Raw genomic sequence first — 14,381 nt, forward strand, 5'->3', positions numbered from 1 at the left:
CTAGTGTAAGCCCAGCTTAAGGTCGAACCCGTGCGTCTGCTCAGTCAGGTCAACCTCAATTCGCTAAAGATCGTGGAGAGTGCTGCGAGGCACAGGAATTTCACGCGTGCCGGCGAAGAACAATTCATCACCGCTTCAGCGGTCAGCCAGCGCGTCAAAAGCCTGGAGGACCAGCTTCGATTCAAGATCTTCCAGCGCGGCGGCAATGCGGTGTCGCTGACGCCGGAGGGAGAGACCTATGTCTCGCGCGTGCGCGAAGCTCTGGAGCGGATCGTCGCCGCCAGCATGGAAGCGACTGGGCAGTCGCAGGAACATGTGTTGAAGATATCGGTGCTGCCGACTTTTGCCGCGCGCTGGCTGTTTCCGCGCCTGCCGCTCTTCCAGCGGCAATACCCCGACATCGAGATGCGCGTTTCCACCTCCTATGCGACGCACGAATTCGCGACATCCGAATTCGATATCGAGATCCGTTATGGCGACGGTCATTTTCCCGACCTGAAGGCCGACCTTCTGTTCAGGGAGGACCTGACGCCGGTCTGCAGCCGGAAGCTCTTCCACGAGATCCTGGGCGACAAGCCGCTATCGAAAGTGACCCCGGAAGACCTGCGCCACTTCACGCTGCTGCATTCCGATACCTGCACCCACAACTGGCAATCATGGCTCGGCTTCGCTGGCGCCGGCTCCGTGCTCAAGGAGGCCAGAAGCATCTATTTCGATTCGTGCATGATGTCCTACGAGGCTGCCAATGCCGGGATGGGATTTGCCGTGGCCAACCGGGCCTATATGGCCAGCGATATTCGCGCCGAAAGACTGATCGCCCCGTTCGCGGTCCACCATCCGAATGCCGCAGGGTGGTACTTCGTCTGCCCCGACAAGACGCCCTCCGCCCGCAAGACATCACTGTTCAAGCAGTGGATCATGGCGGAGGCCGCTTTGACGCAGAGCCAGGTGGACAGCGAGATCAGCGGCTGATCGTCCGCTGCTGAGATCCTCTGGCAGATCAGGCGAAGGCCCTGCCCTCCTCGGTGCGCTGGAAGAGCATCAAGTCCAACCCCAGGCTTGGCCGGCCGAGTATGGTCAGAATCGCATGCGCCTGGCCGCGGTGGTGGGTCTGGTGGTTGAAGAGATGGTCCAGCGCCGGCGCCAGCCTTTGCGAGACGGTGCGCATGTCCGAGACCGTCATGTAGGTGAAGCGGCCCGTCAACGCCTTGTCGCTCAGGCCGCCGACCCAATCGATGATCCTCTTGTCCTCGGCCTCACGCGCCATCCGCAGGCCGGGCAAGGCCCGGTACAGGATGGCATCCAGCGTCGTTGGCGCGTCGCCTTCGCCGGTCAAGCGCTTCATCCAGATGCGATCGGCTGTCAGCAGGTGATTGAGCGTGCCCATCATCGAGCCGAAAAAAGCCCCGACGTCGCGGTTGAATTCCTCTTCGTCGAGCTCGGCGGCGGCATCATAGATGCGGCTATTGGCCCATTGATTATAGGCCGCAAACATCATGAAATGCTGTCTCATGGCTTCCCCTCGGCGCGCGTCGATAGGGGCCTACCTACCTCGCAGGAACGCTGACGCCAATGACCATTCTGCTCTATGATCTCGTCGGACGCGACACCACGCGCCCCTTCAGCCCGCATTGCTGGAAGGTGACGATGGCGCTGGCCCACAAAGGGCTCGAAGTCAGCACCGTGCCAACGCGCTTCCTCGAAGTGCCTGGCGTCGAGGGCGGCGTCTCGAAACTCGTTCCGGTGATCCGCGACGGCGAGAAGGTCATCGCCGATTCCTTCGCCATCGCGCTCTATCTCGACGAAACCTATCCGGATCGGCCGACACTGTTTGGCGGCGAAGGCGGCAAGGCGATGGCGCGCTTCGTCGAGCGCTGGTCGCAACTGACCATCCATCCCTTTGTCACCACCGCCGCGATCATGGACCTCCATGCCATGCAGGACACGGAAAACGCCGCCTATTTCCGTCAGAACCGGGAGCAGCGGCTCGGCAAGCGACTGGAAGATGTGATGGCCGCCCGGGATGCCGGGCTCGCCAGCTTCAGAGCCTCACTGGAGCCCTTGCGGTCGATGCTCGGCTATCAGCCCTTCATCGGTGGCGCGTCGCCGCTGTTTGCCGATTACATCGTCTTCGGCGCACTGCAATGGGCACGCATAGCCTCGCCTTACCAGTTGCTCGACGCCGGCGAGGTGGTGGCGCAGTGGTTCGCCCGCTGCCTCGATCTGCATGACGGGCTGGGGCGGAAGGTTGCCGCAGCGGCGTGACGCCGTAGCGCCTGCTCCTACCGCAAGGCAGCACGAGAGCCGTCAGTCTGTTGCGAGAAAGGTCAGCGACGAGATTACCAGGCCTTACTTGGCAGCCGCCTTTTTTGGCTTGCTGGCCTTCGTGGCAGCCTTCGCCTCCTTGGGGGCGGCTTTTGCCTTGCCGGCACCAACTGCCTTCCTGGCGGGCTTCTTGGCCGCCGACGTTCCCGCGGCATCTTCCTGGTCGACATCGGCTATCGCCTGATGCCAATGGCGCTCATGCTGGCCAGCCGGTTGTCCCTCTTGCAGCCAGATCTGATGCGCGCGACTGCGAATGCGCTCCTGGCGATCGTTTGTCATGGTCATCCTGTCTCCGTTCGGGTCGGCCTCAGCATGGGCGCCCACGACCGACTATAACAAGCAAACCACTGCTTAACAGCCATCGGATCACACCTCCTGGTCCGCCTCATCGGCGCCGGCCTGGCACAGAAACGCGCACCTTACCGGCCCTTCGCTATCGCTCCCTCCCCTTCGGGCGTTCAAACCCCTTGAAAGGCCCACCGGACCTTTCAATCCGCTCGAAGGCGGACCGGGCTTTCACCGTTCGTCACTCGGAAAGCCAGGCAACTGGCTTTCCGTCCGCTTCGCGGACCGTTCCTCGCCCCTTGGCAATGGGCCGGGCGGCTTGTATAGAGCCCGCCACTCTCAATTCCATTCTCAGACAAGGACGACCCATGGCGCTCGAACGCACCTTTTCCATGATCAAGCCGGACGCAACCCGGCGCAACCTCACCGGCGCCATCACCAAGATGCTCGAAGACGCCGGCCTGCGCGTCATCGCCTCGCGTCGGGTGTGGATGAGCCGCCGCGAGGCGGAAGGCTTCTATGCCGTCCACAAGGACCGTCCGTTCTTCGGCGAGCTGGTTGAGTTCATGTCCTCGGCCCCGACCGTCGTGCAGGTGCTGGAAGGCGAGAACGCCATCGCCCGCAACCGCGAAGTGATGGGCGCCACCAACCCGGCCAATGCCGCCGAAGGCACCATCCGCAAGGTGCATGCGCTGTCGATCGGCGAGAACTCGGTGCATGGCTCCGATGCGCCGGAGACCGCGGCGGAAGAGATCAAGTACTGGTTCTCGGCCACCGAGATCGTCGGCTGAGCCGATATCATCAAGTCTGATCTGGAAAGGCCGGCGTTTGACCGGCCTTTTTCATTGGCTGAACGGTCAGGTCTCGCGCCCGAACCGCGGCATGTCGGCATGCAGCCGGTCCATATGCCTTGAGCAGCATCGGCGCCAGCAGTGCCAGCCTCGCAAAAGAGCATTACGATTTGAGCCGCGCTGCACTAGGGTCGAGACATGTCGCGGATGTATGCCGACAATGGAGCGACTCCAGCATGACCAGTGCCATTCCGGGCTTCTTCCAGGGCACTGAGATGCCGAACAGCGGCTGGTGGAAGACGCTGTGGCCCGACCCCGCCGCCGTGCTCTCGGCAACGGGGATCAAGCCTGGAATGGAAGTGATCGATCTCTGCTGCGGCGACGGCTGGTTCACGCTGCCGATGGCCAGCATGGCGCGTCATGTCCTAGCCATCGATATCGATGCCGATCTGATCGAAGCCGCACGGCACCGGCTGACCGAAAGTGGCGTGACGAATTGCGACTTTGTGGCGGGCGACGCCTACGAGCTTTCAAGGCTGGCGCCCCGACCCGCCGACTTCATCTTCATGGCCAACGCCTTTCACGGCGTTCCCGACCGGCTGCGTTTGGCGCGCGCGGTGCGGTCGACGCTCAGCCCTGGTGGTCGTCTCGCCATCCTCAACTGGCACCGGCGTCCACGCGAAACAACGATCGTCCTGGGCGAGCCTCGTGGACCGAGGACCGAATTGAGGCTGTCACCTGAACAGACCATAGCGGCCGCCGAGGCGGGGGGCCTCAGGTTTGCCGAACTGGTCGAGGTGCCGCCCTATCACTACGCGGCCGTTTTCGAACAGGCTGAGTGAGAGCGTCCGTTTCGGTCTGACATCAGAGTGTCGATGTCCATGGCCAGGCCCCGCGCCCGACCATCAAGACATCTCAGCTTGCGGCGCTGAAGCGCAGGATCTCGCGGCCATCCTTGTCGGCAATGGCGAGCTTGCCGGCATCGACACTGTATGACGCAGCCTTGGCCAAGGCATCGAACAGCGCCTTTTCCTCAGCCATCACCTCCGGCGCGCAAGCCTTGTAGGTCGAGCCGATCTCGCTGATTGTGATCGCCTGGCCATCGACCTTGGCCGTGGCGAAGTACGTGTTGCAAGGGCCGCTGCCGCCTGCCTTGCCGGCCTCGCTGACCCTGAACGTCGCTTGCGGCGCGGCGATGGCGCCAATGCCGTCGACATAGTCGACCAGCCAGAGCTGACCAAAAACGGAAGCCGTCGGCTCGGTGCTCGGCGTGACCATCTTGAGCATGATGGTCTGCGGCACATCGGTCAGCGGATCGACCTGATGGCGCACATCGGAGATGAACAGCAGCCTGTCGTCGACGGTGATCCGGGCCTGAAGCGCATAGGTCATCTGCGACTGGATGACGGAGGGGTCGAATTTGATCTCGAAGCTGATCGGCACCTGACCGGCAGGCTTGATATTCTGTTCACCGATGATTTTGACCGGAGCATCCGCCAGCGAGACATCGGCAAGCTGCACGGAGAGCACGGCACTGGGCGGCAACGCGATGCGCTCGCGATAAATCACCTCGCCTTTCACGGCCTTTTCGGCGGCAGCAGACAGTTCCGGCACGGCCAACACGCCGACCACCAGCGGCACAACACCGAAGACGAAGAATTCCGCGATCCTGTCCAGCATGACCATCTCCCTTTGCCCGGTCTGCCAATGCCCCGGCTGCCAGTGCCCAGGCTGACCAACCGCGGTCAATTGGCCAAAGGATTGCGGTCAATGCATGGCTGCGGCTGGACTTTATTCGAGTGGTTTCCAGCGCTGTGCGGCCTTGGCGTCGGCCTCCTTGGCATCGACCCAGCCGCCCTCGGAGCCGTCAGTGCGATGCTCCTTCTTCCAAAAAGGTGCGCGCGATTTCAAATAGTCCATGAGAAAATTCGCTGCCTCGAATGCCGCATGGCGATGCGCCGAGGCGGCCACCACCAGCACGATGTTCTCCCCCGGCGCGATCTTCCCGTGGCGATGGATGGCAGTGAGCCCCTGCAGCGGCCAACGCTCGATCGCCTCGGCGGCGATGCGGGTGATCTCGGCCTCCGCCATGCCGGGATAATGCTCGAGCTCAAGTGCCGAGAGGCTGCCTGCCTCGTCGCGGCAAAGGCCGGAGAAGGTGACCACAGCGCCAATATCGGCGCGGCCTTGCGTCAGTCTGGCAATCTCGGCGGCGACGTCGAAATCCTGCGCCTGGATGCGCACGACAGGTACGACCGCGCCGGTCATTTTCAGCCCCCGGTCATCGGCGGGAACAGCGCGATCTCGCGCGCTCCCGATATCTTCTCGCGGTGGTCGACATGTTCCTGGTTGATGGCGACGCGGATCACATCGGGATATTGCAGCGCTTGCTCATAGCCCTCGCCGCGCGATTTCAACCAGCGCAAGAGGTCGGCGACCGTCTCGATGCCATCAGGCAATTCAACGTCTTCCTCAGATGTGCCGATCCGTTCGCGCACCCAGGCGAAATAGATGAGCCGGGTCGCCATCTCATTCATCCATGATGTGCTTGAGGCCGGCGCGGAAATAGTCGTAGCCGGTGTAGAGCGTAACGAGCGCCGCGATCCACAGCAGCACCAGCCCGGTCTGCGTGGTCAGTGGGAAAATCTTATCACCTGCCGGACCGGCCAGCAGGAAGGCGATGGCGACCATCTGGATCGCGGTCTTCCACTTGGCAAGCTGCGTCACCGGCACCGAGACCTTGAGCGCCGCCAGATATTCGCGCAGGCCGGAGACGAGGATTTCGCGGCACAGGATGATGATGGCGGCCCACAGCGACCAGCCGGCGATGCCTGCATGGCGATCGGTGTCGGCCGCCAGAAGCAAGAGGCAGGTGGCGACCAGCAATTTGTCGGCGATCGGATCAAGCATCTTGCCGATGTTGGAGGTCTGCTGCCAGGCGCGCGCCAGATAGCCATCCAGGTAATCGGTAATCGAAGCGAGCAAGAAGATGATCAGCGCCGACCAGCGGGCGAAGTCGCTCGATTTCAGATGCCCCTCCAGAAAAAAACACAGCACGACCAAGGGCACCGCGATGATGCGGGCGTAGGTGAGCATGTTGGGCAGGTTGAACGCGCGCTTGGCCATGTCTTGGGGACTCTTTCTGCCTGCGTACTCAAATCAGATGCGAATGTGGGGGGTCAACAGGCCAAAATCGATTGGCCAGCCGAAAATAGCGATAAACCTCTTTAAAGTGTGATGCATGCCGCTGTCCCAAAACCGCTGCGCACTTTTGGGCGACATGCATCAGCTCTCGTGGAATTAATTTTTCGCGACAAATCGCGCAACTAAATCAACTCGGTACACCAAACCCACAAAATGCCCGCCCCTCAGCCCGTCCCTCAAGCAAGGTGGCACGCATGACCCCCGCCTGTACGTATTCGACGCAAGCGCCTATTAGCGGTGGCCGATCACGGCACTCCGGAAGCCATACGTTGGCGCTTTGGCTTCTTCAAGCATAAGTTCGGTGAGTGCCCAGACTTTGGCGTCAACTCGATCCGGTGATCCGTCGCCGGTGAAGCCGTTGGTGGACATGAGGCAGGCCTGATCCTCCAAGGCGTCCATCTCGCCGACGTGCGAGACGCGACCTTGTTCGTACAGGGCTGCAATCGGTTCGGCGCGGACGACCTTGCCCCTGCTCGCGTGGACCGGCTTATAGGGCACCTTTGGATCGGCAGCACGGATGGTGCTTTCGACCATGTCGCCGCCGAAGTTTTTCTCGGCAACGATGCAATCGCCTTCAAAGCGCTGATAGGCATCGATGGTGCGCCGACCCCATCCTGCGGGCGACAATGAGCAGGTGTAGTCGGCGAGGACGTAAGCGCGCCCATCGATCCCCTTGCCGGCCACAATGATCCCGATATCGTCACCGCCTCCCGAAGGATCGACGGCCACAACCACGCGCTGCATCTGAGGCGCAACCTTGACACGATGCAGATCGAACCATTCGCGTTTCCACAAAGCACCAACCACGTCTTCGAGGATTTCTCCGTCAATTTCCTGCCTACCCATGCGAGTGCCGACGCGAGGAGCGATGACTTCATTGAAATACCGTTCTTGGATATTTTCACGGTTGTCCCATGTTGAACCGCGGGTGACGTGGGTCGAAAGATTGGCGACAAGCTTTTTCAGAATGCCAAGCGGCTTCGGTGTCGTCGTGACGATGCCTCGCGGATTGCCTTCGCGCATTCCGTACATGAGGTTCTCCCAACCCGTCTCGGCGCGCTTCGATTTCGCAAGCTCATCCCACCAAAAGAAATCGCCCGATGCACCGCGAAGCGATTCCGGGTCTTCGGACGAGTACAGGACCGCCTTAGCGCCATTGCGCCAAGTGAGCGTCGATTTCGACGGCTCGTAGATCGGGCGGTACTCGACAGGGCCGACATTCAGAAAGCCGGATGGGCCTTCAATCGAGAACTCCCGCATGTCTTTCGGGTTGTCGGCGATGATGGATAGGAAACGCGGTGCGCCTTTCGGCAGGACGTGCGGCGATGGTCCGCGCAGCATGTCACTGATCACCTCGACCGCAGTACGGGTCTTGCCCCAGCCACGGCCCGACAGGATCAACCACACGAACCAGTCACCGGGCGGCATCTGCTGATCGGGCCTGCCCCAGAATGACCAATCATGCACCAGATCGGCAAGCTCGCCGTCGGTCAGCGACGCGAAGAATTCAGCTTGCTGTTGCTCGGTCAGGGTCGCTAGTTGCGACGCCCTGCTTTGCCTCGTCATTGGCAGGCTCGAGCGACCTGATGCGCGCAAGCTTTTCGGCAACGGCTTTTCTGTTTGCATCGCGGTTCTCGTTGATATTGGTGTTGGTTGACGTGACCTCGGTCTTGTCCTTGTATTCGTCCGGATCAATGTTCTTGAGCATCCACGACGCATGGGCCGTCGATTTGCCGGCATCGCCGAGAGCGATGATCTTGTCTTCCCAGTAGGCGGCGCGGGCTGTCACGGCGCGCTCGATGGCTGCTGCAAACTCGGGGTATTCCTTCGCCCATTTGGTGACGATCTTTTTCGACGTGCCGACAGAACGCGCGAAGGACAGAACGCCAACGCCTGTCATCAAATGACCGACGACCGCCAAACAATAATCTGGGTGATACACGCCGGGGATATACTTCGAAGCAGGGACTTCTGGTTCGGGCGGCGGGTCTGCATCGAAGATCAAAGGAAATGGCATGACTATTGCCCCTGTACGTAAGTATACCTGATGATTACATGCGCGCGCCATGAATAAATGTCAAGTATACTGTTGACATCGCCCCCAAATCACCGCGTAATACATGCGCAACCCTGCCTTCGGGACCGTCACGCGCTCATGCAGCAACCCTGATCCGGTAGTGACGGTCCCATGGTAGGGGCAGAAAAGGGTCGCAAATGAAATCCTCCAAAACCACACTCGCATCAGGTCATTGGCCTGATACGCCAGACACCTGGCCGAAGCCTGTCAACAATGCTGTGACGCCATCGGACCTTGAGCGTCGGCTCAACCCGCCCGACATTGGCAGGCCGACAGCCGAGATGCTGTTGACGCTCCCCAAATTCATCACCGGCGAAATCCTTTTCGGCGAGCCGATCCCGTTCTCAATCCCATCAACAAAGCAGGCCGCGAAATGACCCTAGACGCATCATTCCAACAGGGCTTCCTGCGGACTCAAACGCAAATAGCGCTTACCCGGGCAATTTGCGGCAAGCTGATTGCCATGCACCGCGATGACCAGGAGACGGTGACCAAGGCCGAGCATTACATAGCTGGCTTTCGCAATATCCTGGTCGAGATGGACGCCGTTGGTTCGCAGCGCAAATTCGCACGTGGCCAAGTCGTCACGCTCAAGGCGCCGACAGGGAATGACGGCATCATCGCGGGCTATGCGTCAACGTCCGATCTCGACGCCTATTCCCACCGCGTGGCCGGCGGCGCATTCTCGGAGGCCATCCGCAAGCGTGGGCTGACAGGCCCGGGCGCCATCAAGCTCCTACTCGACCACGATCATACCAAGCCTGCGGGCCTCATAAGGGTCTTGGAGTACCGTGGGGACAAGCTCTTCATTGAAGCTCAGATGAACTTGGATATCGAATACGTTCGCGACCGTTACAGCGCGGCGAAAATGCTGAACGGTTTCAACTTCTCAGTGGGTTTCATAATGCAGGATTATGAAATCAAGACCGACACGGTCACGAAGGACCAATTCATTCAGGTCAACAAAGGCGATCTGTTCGAGGTGAGCGTGGTTGCGTTCCCTGCAAACGAGGCAGCGGTGCTGGATGAAATCAAGGCTGCGCCCGGCGGCGAGGTTACGCCTGAAATGATCCTCGACAAGTTCGCCGAAATGAAGCGGGTGCTTCGATGAGTTCACAACAGCCAATCCCGCCCTGTCCACCGGGATACATCCGCGAGAAGAGTTCGCCGGAAGCGCCATGCGTGAAGCTATCCGCTGCCGGTAAGCCGTATGAACCGCAACAACAGTCGCAAGTGGGCGGGCGATGAAGCTGACCCCAACCGACCCGCCGCGTGATCCGGCTCGCCCTGCCGATGAGCACGTTGGTGTTGGCATGAAGCCGTGGCCGCGTGGTGCCGATTTCCAGACGGAACCCACGCAACAACCCCACGTGCCTTCCGACATAAACACCGAGGAAAAGAAATGACCCCGAATACTACACCCGATCTCACGCCAGCCGCCACCAAGCTTGGCGTTGGAACTGACCGCATTCGTGCTGCACTGCGCGTCGAGAATTTCCCAATGCAGACCCTGATCCAGGCGACCCAACTCGGCCCGCACATTATCGACAAGCTCACTGCCGGTGGCGATATCGCGGATGAGCATCTCGACAAGATCGCCGGCTTCCTCAAAGGCGAATACAGCCTGTCCGGGATCGAAGAAAAATGGGTTCGCCGCGCCCCAGTACGTGTGAGTGAGACACAGCCATTGCCGCTTGCCTGTCCTACGCTGGTCGTCGGGCCTGAGCATGCCCATCCTCTCGGCGAGGCTGCACCCGAACCTACGCCCGATACCGGCGAAAGCGGCATGACGGCGCTCAACGATGCAATGCCGACCATCCCGCCTGTCGAGGCGAAGCCCATCTTCGGGAAGCGGTCATGATTTGGCGCGGCGCAACCATGCTGCACCTCGCCATCGCCGATGCGAATTGGCCGGTCGAGGTGCTGGCGAAGGCTTGGGACGCGCCCGTCGCTGATGTGGCCGAATACCTTGCCACAGGGCGCGACCTTCCTCGCGAATGCCTAGAGCGGCGCAATGCGTGGCTGACCGCTCGCGTCGGCCAAGGTAGCGACGGCCTATTGTGGGTCGATCAATACCGCGCACCTCTCAGTATGGCAGGCATTGTTGATCACCCAGTGGTGCGAAAATGAATATCAACGACCACGACAAGAAGGTCGAAGCCGCAGCCGTCGCGCTCGTGACCGCCCTGCTAGACCGCGCCCGATTCCTCACGCCGGATTATGTGCCGACAAAGGATGAGCGCGAGGCGCTTGCGGCTGTGCTGTTGCACAATTGCTTGTCGCCGGTTCGGGGGATGGTCCAATGAAATGGGCTGATCTTGAACGGATCGAGCACGAGCTTGAAGAGCGCGAGATGCGGGCGAAGCTTGGCCCGGCATCCCGCGACAAGCCCCCGGTACGTATTCATACAGGGGCGGTGATCGCCGAAAGCAATTCACAGGGCGCAAGATTCTTCCGAACCTTTGAAAGGTTGAAGAAATGACGCTTCAGTGCGCACCCCCGAAGTGCTCAAACCCACCTATATCCCTGCCCCCGCCAGGACCAGCAACGCACCGTGATCCAGACGGCGTTATTAGGGAAGGCCCGTGCGGCCCCTGTGACACCCCGTGAGCAGTTACCGCCAACTTTTAGGACTGAGGAGATAAGTCATGGCTGCCTTCGTTGAGCGCGCGGTATTGATGGCGGTTGATCAGGCGTCGGCGCCGATCAAGAAAATTAATCGCGAGCTAAATCAACTATTCGCAACGGCAAACAAGCTACGGTCGATGAAGCTGAACCTTGCGGTCAATGCCAAGGGCCTGACCGCTGCGCAATCGCAGATCAAACGTCTGCAAGCCGACATGGCGAAACTGGCGCAGGGCAAAAGCGCCGCCGCATCGCTCGGCAACGTTCAAACGTCGGGTATCTCGCGCTACCTCGCCATTGTGAAGCAGATCGAGACGTCGGCAAAGGCCACACAGCAGGCGCTCAACAACGCTCGCGCACCGCGTCAATCTAGCGGCGGGGGCGGAGGTGGTGGTGGCGGGCAGGCGACAGGGCGCGGTGTTGCCGCTGGCCTTGCGGCGGCATTCAATCCGTATCGTGCCGGTCGCTCAATGGGCTTCGGCTTTCTCGCATCGATCGGCGGGCGGGCACTTGGATCGGCACTCAATATCGGACAGACGGCAGGCGCCGGCATTGTTACTCGGGATGACGCCGTCGCCAATGCGGTAGCACAAGGAATCAATGTTGCTGCCCTTGAGGGTGCAGCATCTCGCTCCGCCGAGAATTTCAAGGGTACGAACGTCGGCGACATCATGGCCGGTGCAACGGAACAAGTCGCTAATCTGCAATCGCAATTGGCAACTAACAAGATAACACAGGAACAATACAACACGGCACTGCAAGCTACGACTGACCGGCTTGCCCGCAACTCGCAGATCTTTACCGCAATGGGACAAGATCAAGCGCGAGCCGCCGAGAACGCACGTCAACAGGAAAAGACGCTCGCAAATAACCTCCCCGTTGGTACGTCACAGAAATCGAAGAACGCTTTCAACGAAGCACTTCTGCAAGCGCAGATAGGTGTTGGCGGTGACGTTCAAGCGGAGGAAGTTAAGCGTGCCGGACAACAACTTGGTTCAGGTATCCTTGCGAAGCTGTCGCCCGAAGGCTTAAAGAATGTTGTCCTCGCCCGAGACGAAGGTGGCGCGCGGTCGACGGCCGAGATTCGGCAGTTCATGAACGGTCTTACCCGCATCAACAAGACACGAACTGCCCTTGCCGCGCAACGTGAAGCAGGCTTCCGCAAAGCCGACGACACGACCGCATTCTCGAATTCGCAGTTGTCCGACCCTGTGGCAACCATTCTTGACCGACTTGTGCCGCCGTTGGAAAAACTCGGCGTTAACCTGGATGATGCCACCGCCGTTAACGCCGCGCTCCAAAAGAAGTTTGGATTAACGCAGACCGAAGCAAATTTCCCGACTGCTCAGATCGTCAATCGTGACCAGTTGAGGCTTGAACGAGAACGCATTGCTCGCGTATCGCCCGAGACACTTCGCCGGCAGCAGACGTTGCGTGTAGAGATGGCGGACGTTAAGGCGAAGTTTCAGGACGCCGCAGCATCGGCAACAAAGGGCGCGTTGCCTGTCGTCAAAAACACGCTTGACGGGATATCCGATGTCCTCCAGCGCGCATCAGAGGGCAAATCGACAGTAAGCGATGCTGCCAAAACTGGCGCCGCTGTGCTTGGTCTCGGTGCCGCTGCCGCGCTGCCCGCCAGTCTCAAAGGCTTTGAAGCCTTGTCGTCGTCCGATATGACCACAAGCGTACTTGGCGCAATTGCAGTCAATACAGCCAATACTGCCACAGGGGTTGCTGCGTTGAACGCAACAGGCGCGCTTGGTGGCGGGCTTGGCGGCAAATTGCTGAAAGGTTTTGGCCTCGCGGCACTTGTTACAGGCTCTTTTGCCCTGCTCAGGAAATCATTCGAAAACGATCTTTCACGTGAAGGGCCTACGCCGGCCAAGCTGGTACGAGATATCATCGTGCAGGGTAACGCCAACGTAGTCGCACGTAACAACCTCGCCAATCAACGTATCAATGAAGATCGTACTACGCGCGCCAATACGCCTGAGGCACGGGCAGAGCTTGCCACCATCGTAGCCCGTGCTGTTGCCAATCAGCGTCTTGGTACTGAAGATCGACTTACCCGCGCTCGCAACACGCCCGAGACGCAGCGGCAAATCACATCCATTACCGCTGACAATATCCTTGTCAAGAACCTAGCGGGGATCGAGCGGAGCGACCGCGAGCTTGCAGCGGCCCGGAGCTTGAACGCGACACCAGCTCTTGAGGATCGCGCGACACGCGAGCGCGGTGCGAACGAATTCGACAAAATGCTCGCTGGCATGGACACCGCAGCTTCGACCATTCAAGCCGCCTTCGGTACAGGCGGGCAACAGGCCGGTGATGCCATCGCACAAGGCGGCGCACAAGCCGGCACGTCGGTTCATGACGGCGTGACCATGGGCGGCACGTCAGCAGCTGCAGCAATGGCCGCCGCAATCACAGGCGCGGGAGCTTCGGCGGGGGCGAGCATTGCCGCCGCCATGGCGAGTGCGGTCGCAAACGTGTCGGTCAACGTTCGACAGCCAGCAACCGCCAACGTTGGATCGAGTCATCCCGGAAAAGATTGATGCGAAACCGGGGCCGCGCCGATGACGGCCTATTTCACCTGACATGCCGGCATTGCCACGTGCCTTTCACCCGCAAGGCGAAGGTGCGCGCGTACTGCTCTCGAGCCTGCAAAGTGCGCTCACGAATGGAAAGGGCGCAGGCTCGACGCGATGCGATGATCCGCGCCTCCGGCCATGTCGCGTGGCGTTTGCCAGAACCCATGTGGTAGCAGGGACCCGTCAGCAAACGTTTGTGATCGCGTGGTGTTGTGTAGGGTGAAGGGGCGGCGACCGCGCACACGCCCCCAGTACGTACGGGCGCGCACCTATTTGCGCGTGAACAGTCGCCAAAACGAAAATCGCGGTTTTGGCTTGCTCGTGTCTGGCACCCATACACTACCAAGTTCTGGGTTGTTTGGATCGCGCCATTGCCATTCACCATGGCCTCGCGGCTCGGGTGCTGACATGCCGATATAGTTGACGCGTCCCCGTCCGCGCAATTCAGCACGGACTGAGCGTTCATATTCAGTTGGGTCGTTG

Annotated in this window: 18 protein-coding genes; 10 read left to right on the forward strand and 8 right to left on the reverse strand. The window is 60.4% G+C overall.

All coding sequences use genetic code 11. From position 1 onward, the window contains the following. Window positions 1-30: 30 nt before the first annotated feature. The gene (locus AC56QP_RS05100) at window positions 31-972 is read left to right on the forward strand and encodes a LysR substrate-binding domain-containing protein (protein WP_489860668.1); all 942 of its coding nucleotides are present in this window, start codon (window positions 31-33) and stop codon (window positions 970-972) included. A 28-nt stretch (window positions 973-1,000) separates the two neighbouring features. Here AC56QP_RS05100 and AC56QP_RS05105 read toward each other — a convergent pair whose 3' ends face one another. Next, on the reverse strand, window positions 1,001-1,513 hold the full coding sequence (locus tag AC56QP_RS05105; protein WP_489860667.1) for a DinB family protein: 513 nt from the start codon (window positions 1,511-1,513) through the stop codon (window positions 1,001-1,003). 59 nt (window positions 1,514-1,572) lie between these two features. Between AC56QP_RS05105 and AC56QP_RS05110 the strand changes: the two genes are divergently transcribed. Continuing rightward, window positions 1,573-2,265 carry a glutathione S-transferase family protein gene (locus AC56QP_RS05110; RefSeq protein WP_489860666.1) on the forward strand — a complete coding sequence of 231 codons (693 nt, stop codon included), beginning with the start codon at window positions 1,573-1,575 and terminating at the stop codon, window positions 2,263-2,265. A gap of 84 nt (window positions 2,266-2,349) precedes the next feature. Here AC56QP_RS05110 and AC56QP_RS05115 read toward each other — a convergent pair whose 3' ends face one another. Then, window positions 2,350-2,610 (reverse strand): DUF2934 domain-containing protein, encoded by a 261-nt coding sequence (locus tag AC56QP_RS05115; protein ID WP_489860665.1) that lies wholly within the window; start codon window positions 2,608-2,610, stop codon window positions 2,350-2,352. Window positions 2,611-2,978: 368 nt separating this feature from the next. Between AC56QP_RS05115 and ndk the strand changes: the two genes are divergently transcribed. Further along, window positions 2,979-3,401 carry a nucleoside-diphosphate kinase gene (ndk, locus tag AC56QP_RS05120; RefSeq protein ID WP_489860664.1) on the forward strand — a complete coding sequence of 141 codons (423 nt, stop codon included), beginning with the start codon at window positions 2,979-2,981 and terminating at the stop codon, window positions 3,399-3,401. Window positions 3,402-3,637: 236 nt separating this feature from the next. After that, window positions 3,638-4,243, forward strand: a complete 606-nt coding sequence (locus AC56QP_RS05125) for a class I SAM-dependent methyltransferase (protein WP_489860663.1) — start codon at window positions 3,638-3,640, stop codon at window positions 4,241-4,243. Between the two features lie 73 nt (window positions 4,244-4,316). Here AC56QP_RS05125 and AC56QP_RS05130 read toward each other — a convergent pair whose 3' ends face one another. The 6 genes from AC56QP_RS05130 to AC56QP_RS05155 all read right to left on the reverse strand — a co-directional run bounded on the left by AC56QP_RS05130 (window position 4,317) and on the right by AC56QP_RS05155 (window position 8,622). After that, complete coding sequence (locus AC56QP_RS05130; RefSeq protein ID WP_489860662.1) at window positions 4,317-5,081, reverse strand: YbaY family lipoprotein; 765 nt, start codon at window positions 5,079-5,081, stop codon at window positions 4,317-4,319. Between the two features lie 111 nt (window positions 5,082-5,192). Beyond that, window positions 5,193-5,669, reverse strand: a complete 477-nt coding sequence (locus AC56QP_RS05135) for a molybdenum cofactor biosynthesis protein MoaE (protein ID WP_489860661.1) — start codon at window positions 5,667-5,669, stop codon at window positions 5,193-5,195. 2 nt (window positions 5,670-5,671) lie between these two features. Further along, complete coding sequence (gene moaD / locus AC56QP_RS05140; RefSeq protein WP_489860660.1) at window positions 5,672-5,929, reverse strand: molybdopterin converting factor subunit 1; 258 nt, start codon at window positions 5,927-5,929, stop codon at window positions 5,672-5,674. A gap of 1 nt (window position 5,930) precedes the next feature. Beyond that, the gene (pgsA, locus tag AC56QP_RS05145; protein ID WP_091577231.1) at window positions 5,931-6,527 is read right to left on the reverse strand and encodes a CDP-diacylglycerol--glycerol-3-phosphate 3-phosphatidyltransferase; all 597 of its coding nucleotides are present in this window, start codon (window positions 6,525-6,527) and stop codon (window positions 5,931-5,933) included. Window positions 6,528-6,836: 309 nt separating this feature from the next. Continuing rightward, window positions 6,837-8,171, reverse strand: coding sequence for a DNA-packaging protein (locus AC56QP_RS05150; protein ID WP_489860659.1), 1,335 nt, complete (start codon window positions 8,169-8,171; stop codon window positions 6,837-6,839). Further along, window positions 8,113-8,622, reverse strand: a complete 510-nt coding sequence (locus tag AC56QP_RS05155; protein ID WP_489860658.1) for a terminase small subunit-like protein — start codon at window positions 8,620-8,622, stop codon at window positions 8,113-8,115. Before AC56QP_RS05155 ends, AC56QP_RS05150 begins: the two co-directional genes overlap by 59 nt. A 433-nt stretch (window positions 8,623-9,055) precedes the next feature. Here AC56QP_RS05155 and AC56QP_RS05160 point away from each other — a divergent pair, with 433 nt between their 5' ends. The 6 genes from AC56QP_RS05160 to AC56QP_RS05185 all read left to right on the forward strand — a co-directional run bounded on the left by AC56QP_RS05160 (window position 9,056) and on the right by AC56QP_RS05185 (window position 13,862). Beyond that, window positions 9,056-9,793 carry an HK97 family phage prohead protease gene (locus AC56QP_RS05160; RefSeq protein WP_489860657.1) on the forward strand — a complete coding sequence of 246 codons (738 nt, stop codon included), beginning with the start codon at window positions 9,056-9,058 and terminating at the stop codon, window positions 9,791-9,793. A gap of 291 nt (window positions 9,794-10,084) precedes the next feature. Further along, window positions 10,085-10,543, forward strand: coding sequence for a hypothetical protein (locus AC56QP_RS05165; RefSeq protein ID WP_489860656.1), 459 nt, complete (start codon window positions 10,085-10,087; stop codon window positions 10,541-10,543). Continuing rightward, window positions 10,540-10,812 carry a hypothetical protein gene (locus AC56QP_RS05170; RefSeq protein WP_489860655.1) on the forward strand — a complete coding sequence of 91 codons (273 nt, stop codon included), beginning with the start codon at window positions 10,540-10,542 and terminating at the stop codon, window positions 10,810-10,812. Before AC56QP_RS05165 ends, AC56QP_RS05170 begins: the two co-directional genes overlap by 4 nt. Further along, window positions 10,809-10,988, forward strand: a complete 180-nt coding sequence (locus tag AC56QP_RS05175) for a hypothetical protein (RefSeq protein ID WP_489860654.1) — start codon at window positions 10,809-10,811, stop codon at window positions 10,986-10,988. Before AC56QP_RS05170 ends, AC56QP_RS05175 begins: the two co-directional genes overlap by 4 nt. Then, on the forward strand, window positions 10,985-11,164 hold the full coding sequence (locus tag AC56QP_RS05180; protein WP_489860653.1) for a hypothetical protein: 180 nt from the start codon (window positions 10,985-10,987) through the stop codon (window positions 11,162-11,164). The genes AC56QP_RS05175 and AC56QP_RS05180 overlap by 4 nt, the downstream gene beginning before the upstream one ends. Window positions 11,165-11,330: 166 nt before the next feature. Further along, window positions 11,331-13,862: a hypothetical protein gene (locus AC56QP_RS05185; protein ID WP_489860652.1), complete on the forward strand. Its 2,532-nt coding sequence runs from the start codon at window positions 11,331-11,333 to the stop codon at window positions 13,860-13,862. Window positions 13,863-14,381 lie beyond the last annotated feature (519 nt).

It is taken from the genome of Mesorhizobium sp. RCAM 05104 (assembly GCF_059683645.1).

What these genes read in the sequence shown, in the direction of transcription:
- AC56QP_RS05105 (WP_489860667.1), bottom strand. Translation starts at nt 1,513, where the DNA reads ATGAGACAGCATTTCATGATGTTTGCGGCCTATAATCAATGGGCCAAT.
- AC56QP_RS05150 (WP_489860659.1), bottom strand. Translation starts at nt 8,171, where the DNA reads ATGACGAGGCAAAGCAGGGCGTCGCAACTAGCGACCCTGACCGAGCAA.
- ndk (WP_489860664.1), top strand. Translation starts at nt 2,979, where the DNA reads ATGGCGCTCGAACGCACCTTTTCCATGATCAAGCCGGACGCAACCCGG.
- AC56QP_RS05175 (WP_489860654.1), top strand. Translation starts at nt 10,809, where the DNA reads ATGAATATCAACGACCACGACAAGAAGGTCGAAGCCGCAGCCGTCGCG.
- AC56QP_RS05155 (WP_489860658.1), bottom strand. Translation starts at nt 8,622, where the DNA reads ATGCCATTTCCTTTGATCTTCGATGCAGACCCGCCGCCCGAACCAGAA.
- AC56QP_RS05185 (WP_489860652.1), top strand. Translation starts at nt 11,331, where the DNA reads ATGGCTGCCTTCGTTGAGCGCGCGGTATTGATGGCGGTTGATCAGGCG.
- AC56QP_RS05180 (WP_489860653.1), top strand. Translation starts at nt 10,985, where the DNA reads ATGAAATGGGCTGATCTTGAACGGATCGAGCACGAGCTTGAAGAGCGC.
- AC56QP_RS05135 (WP_489860661.1), bottom strand. Translation starts at nt 5,669, where the DNA reads ATGACCGGCGCGGTCGTACCTGTCGTGCGCATCCAGGCGCAGGATTTC.
- AC56QP_RS05170 (WP_489860655.1), top strand. Translation starts at nt 10,540, where the DNA reads ATGATTTGGCGCGGCGCAACCATGCTGCACCTCGCCATCGCCGATGCG.
- AC56QP_RS05165 (WP_489860656.1), top strand. Translation starts at nt 10,085, where the DNA reads ATGACCCCGAATACTACACCCGATCTCACGCCAGCCGCCACCAAGCTT.
- moaD (WP_489860660.1), bottom strand. Translation starts at nt 5,929, where the DNA reads ATGGCGACCCGGCTCATCTATTTCGCCTGGGTGCGCGAACGGATCGGC.
- AC56QP_RS05160 (WP_489860657.1), top strand. Translation starts at nt 9,056, where the DNA reads ATGACCCTAGACGCATCATTCCAACAGGGCTTCCTGCGGACTCAAACG.
- AC56QP_RS05125 (WP_489860663.1), top strand. Translation starts at nt 3,638, where the DNA reads ATGACCAGTGCCATTCCGGGCTTCTTCCAGGGCACTGAGATGCCGAAC.
- AC56QP_RS05115 (WP_489860665.1), bottom strand. Translation starts at nt 2,610, where the DNA reads ATGACCATGACAAACGATCGCCAGGAGCGCATTCGCAGTCGCGCGCAT.
- AC56QP_RS05130 (WP_489860662.1), bottom strand. Translation starts at nt 5,081, where the DNA reads ATGCTGGACAGGATCGCGGAATTCTTCGTCTTCGGTGTTGTGCCGCTG.
- pgsA (WP_091577231.1), bottom strand. Translation starts at nt 6,527, where the DNA reads ATGGCCAAGCGCGCGTTCAACCTGCCCAACATGCTCACCTACGCCCGC.
- AC56QP_RS05110 (WP_489860666.1), top strand. Translation starts at nt 1,573, where the DNA reads ATGACCATTCTGCTCTATGATCTCGTCGGACGCGACACCACGCGCCCC.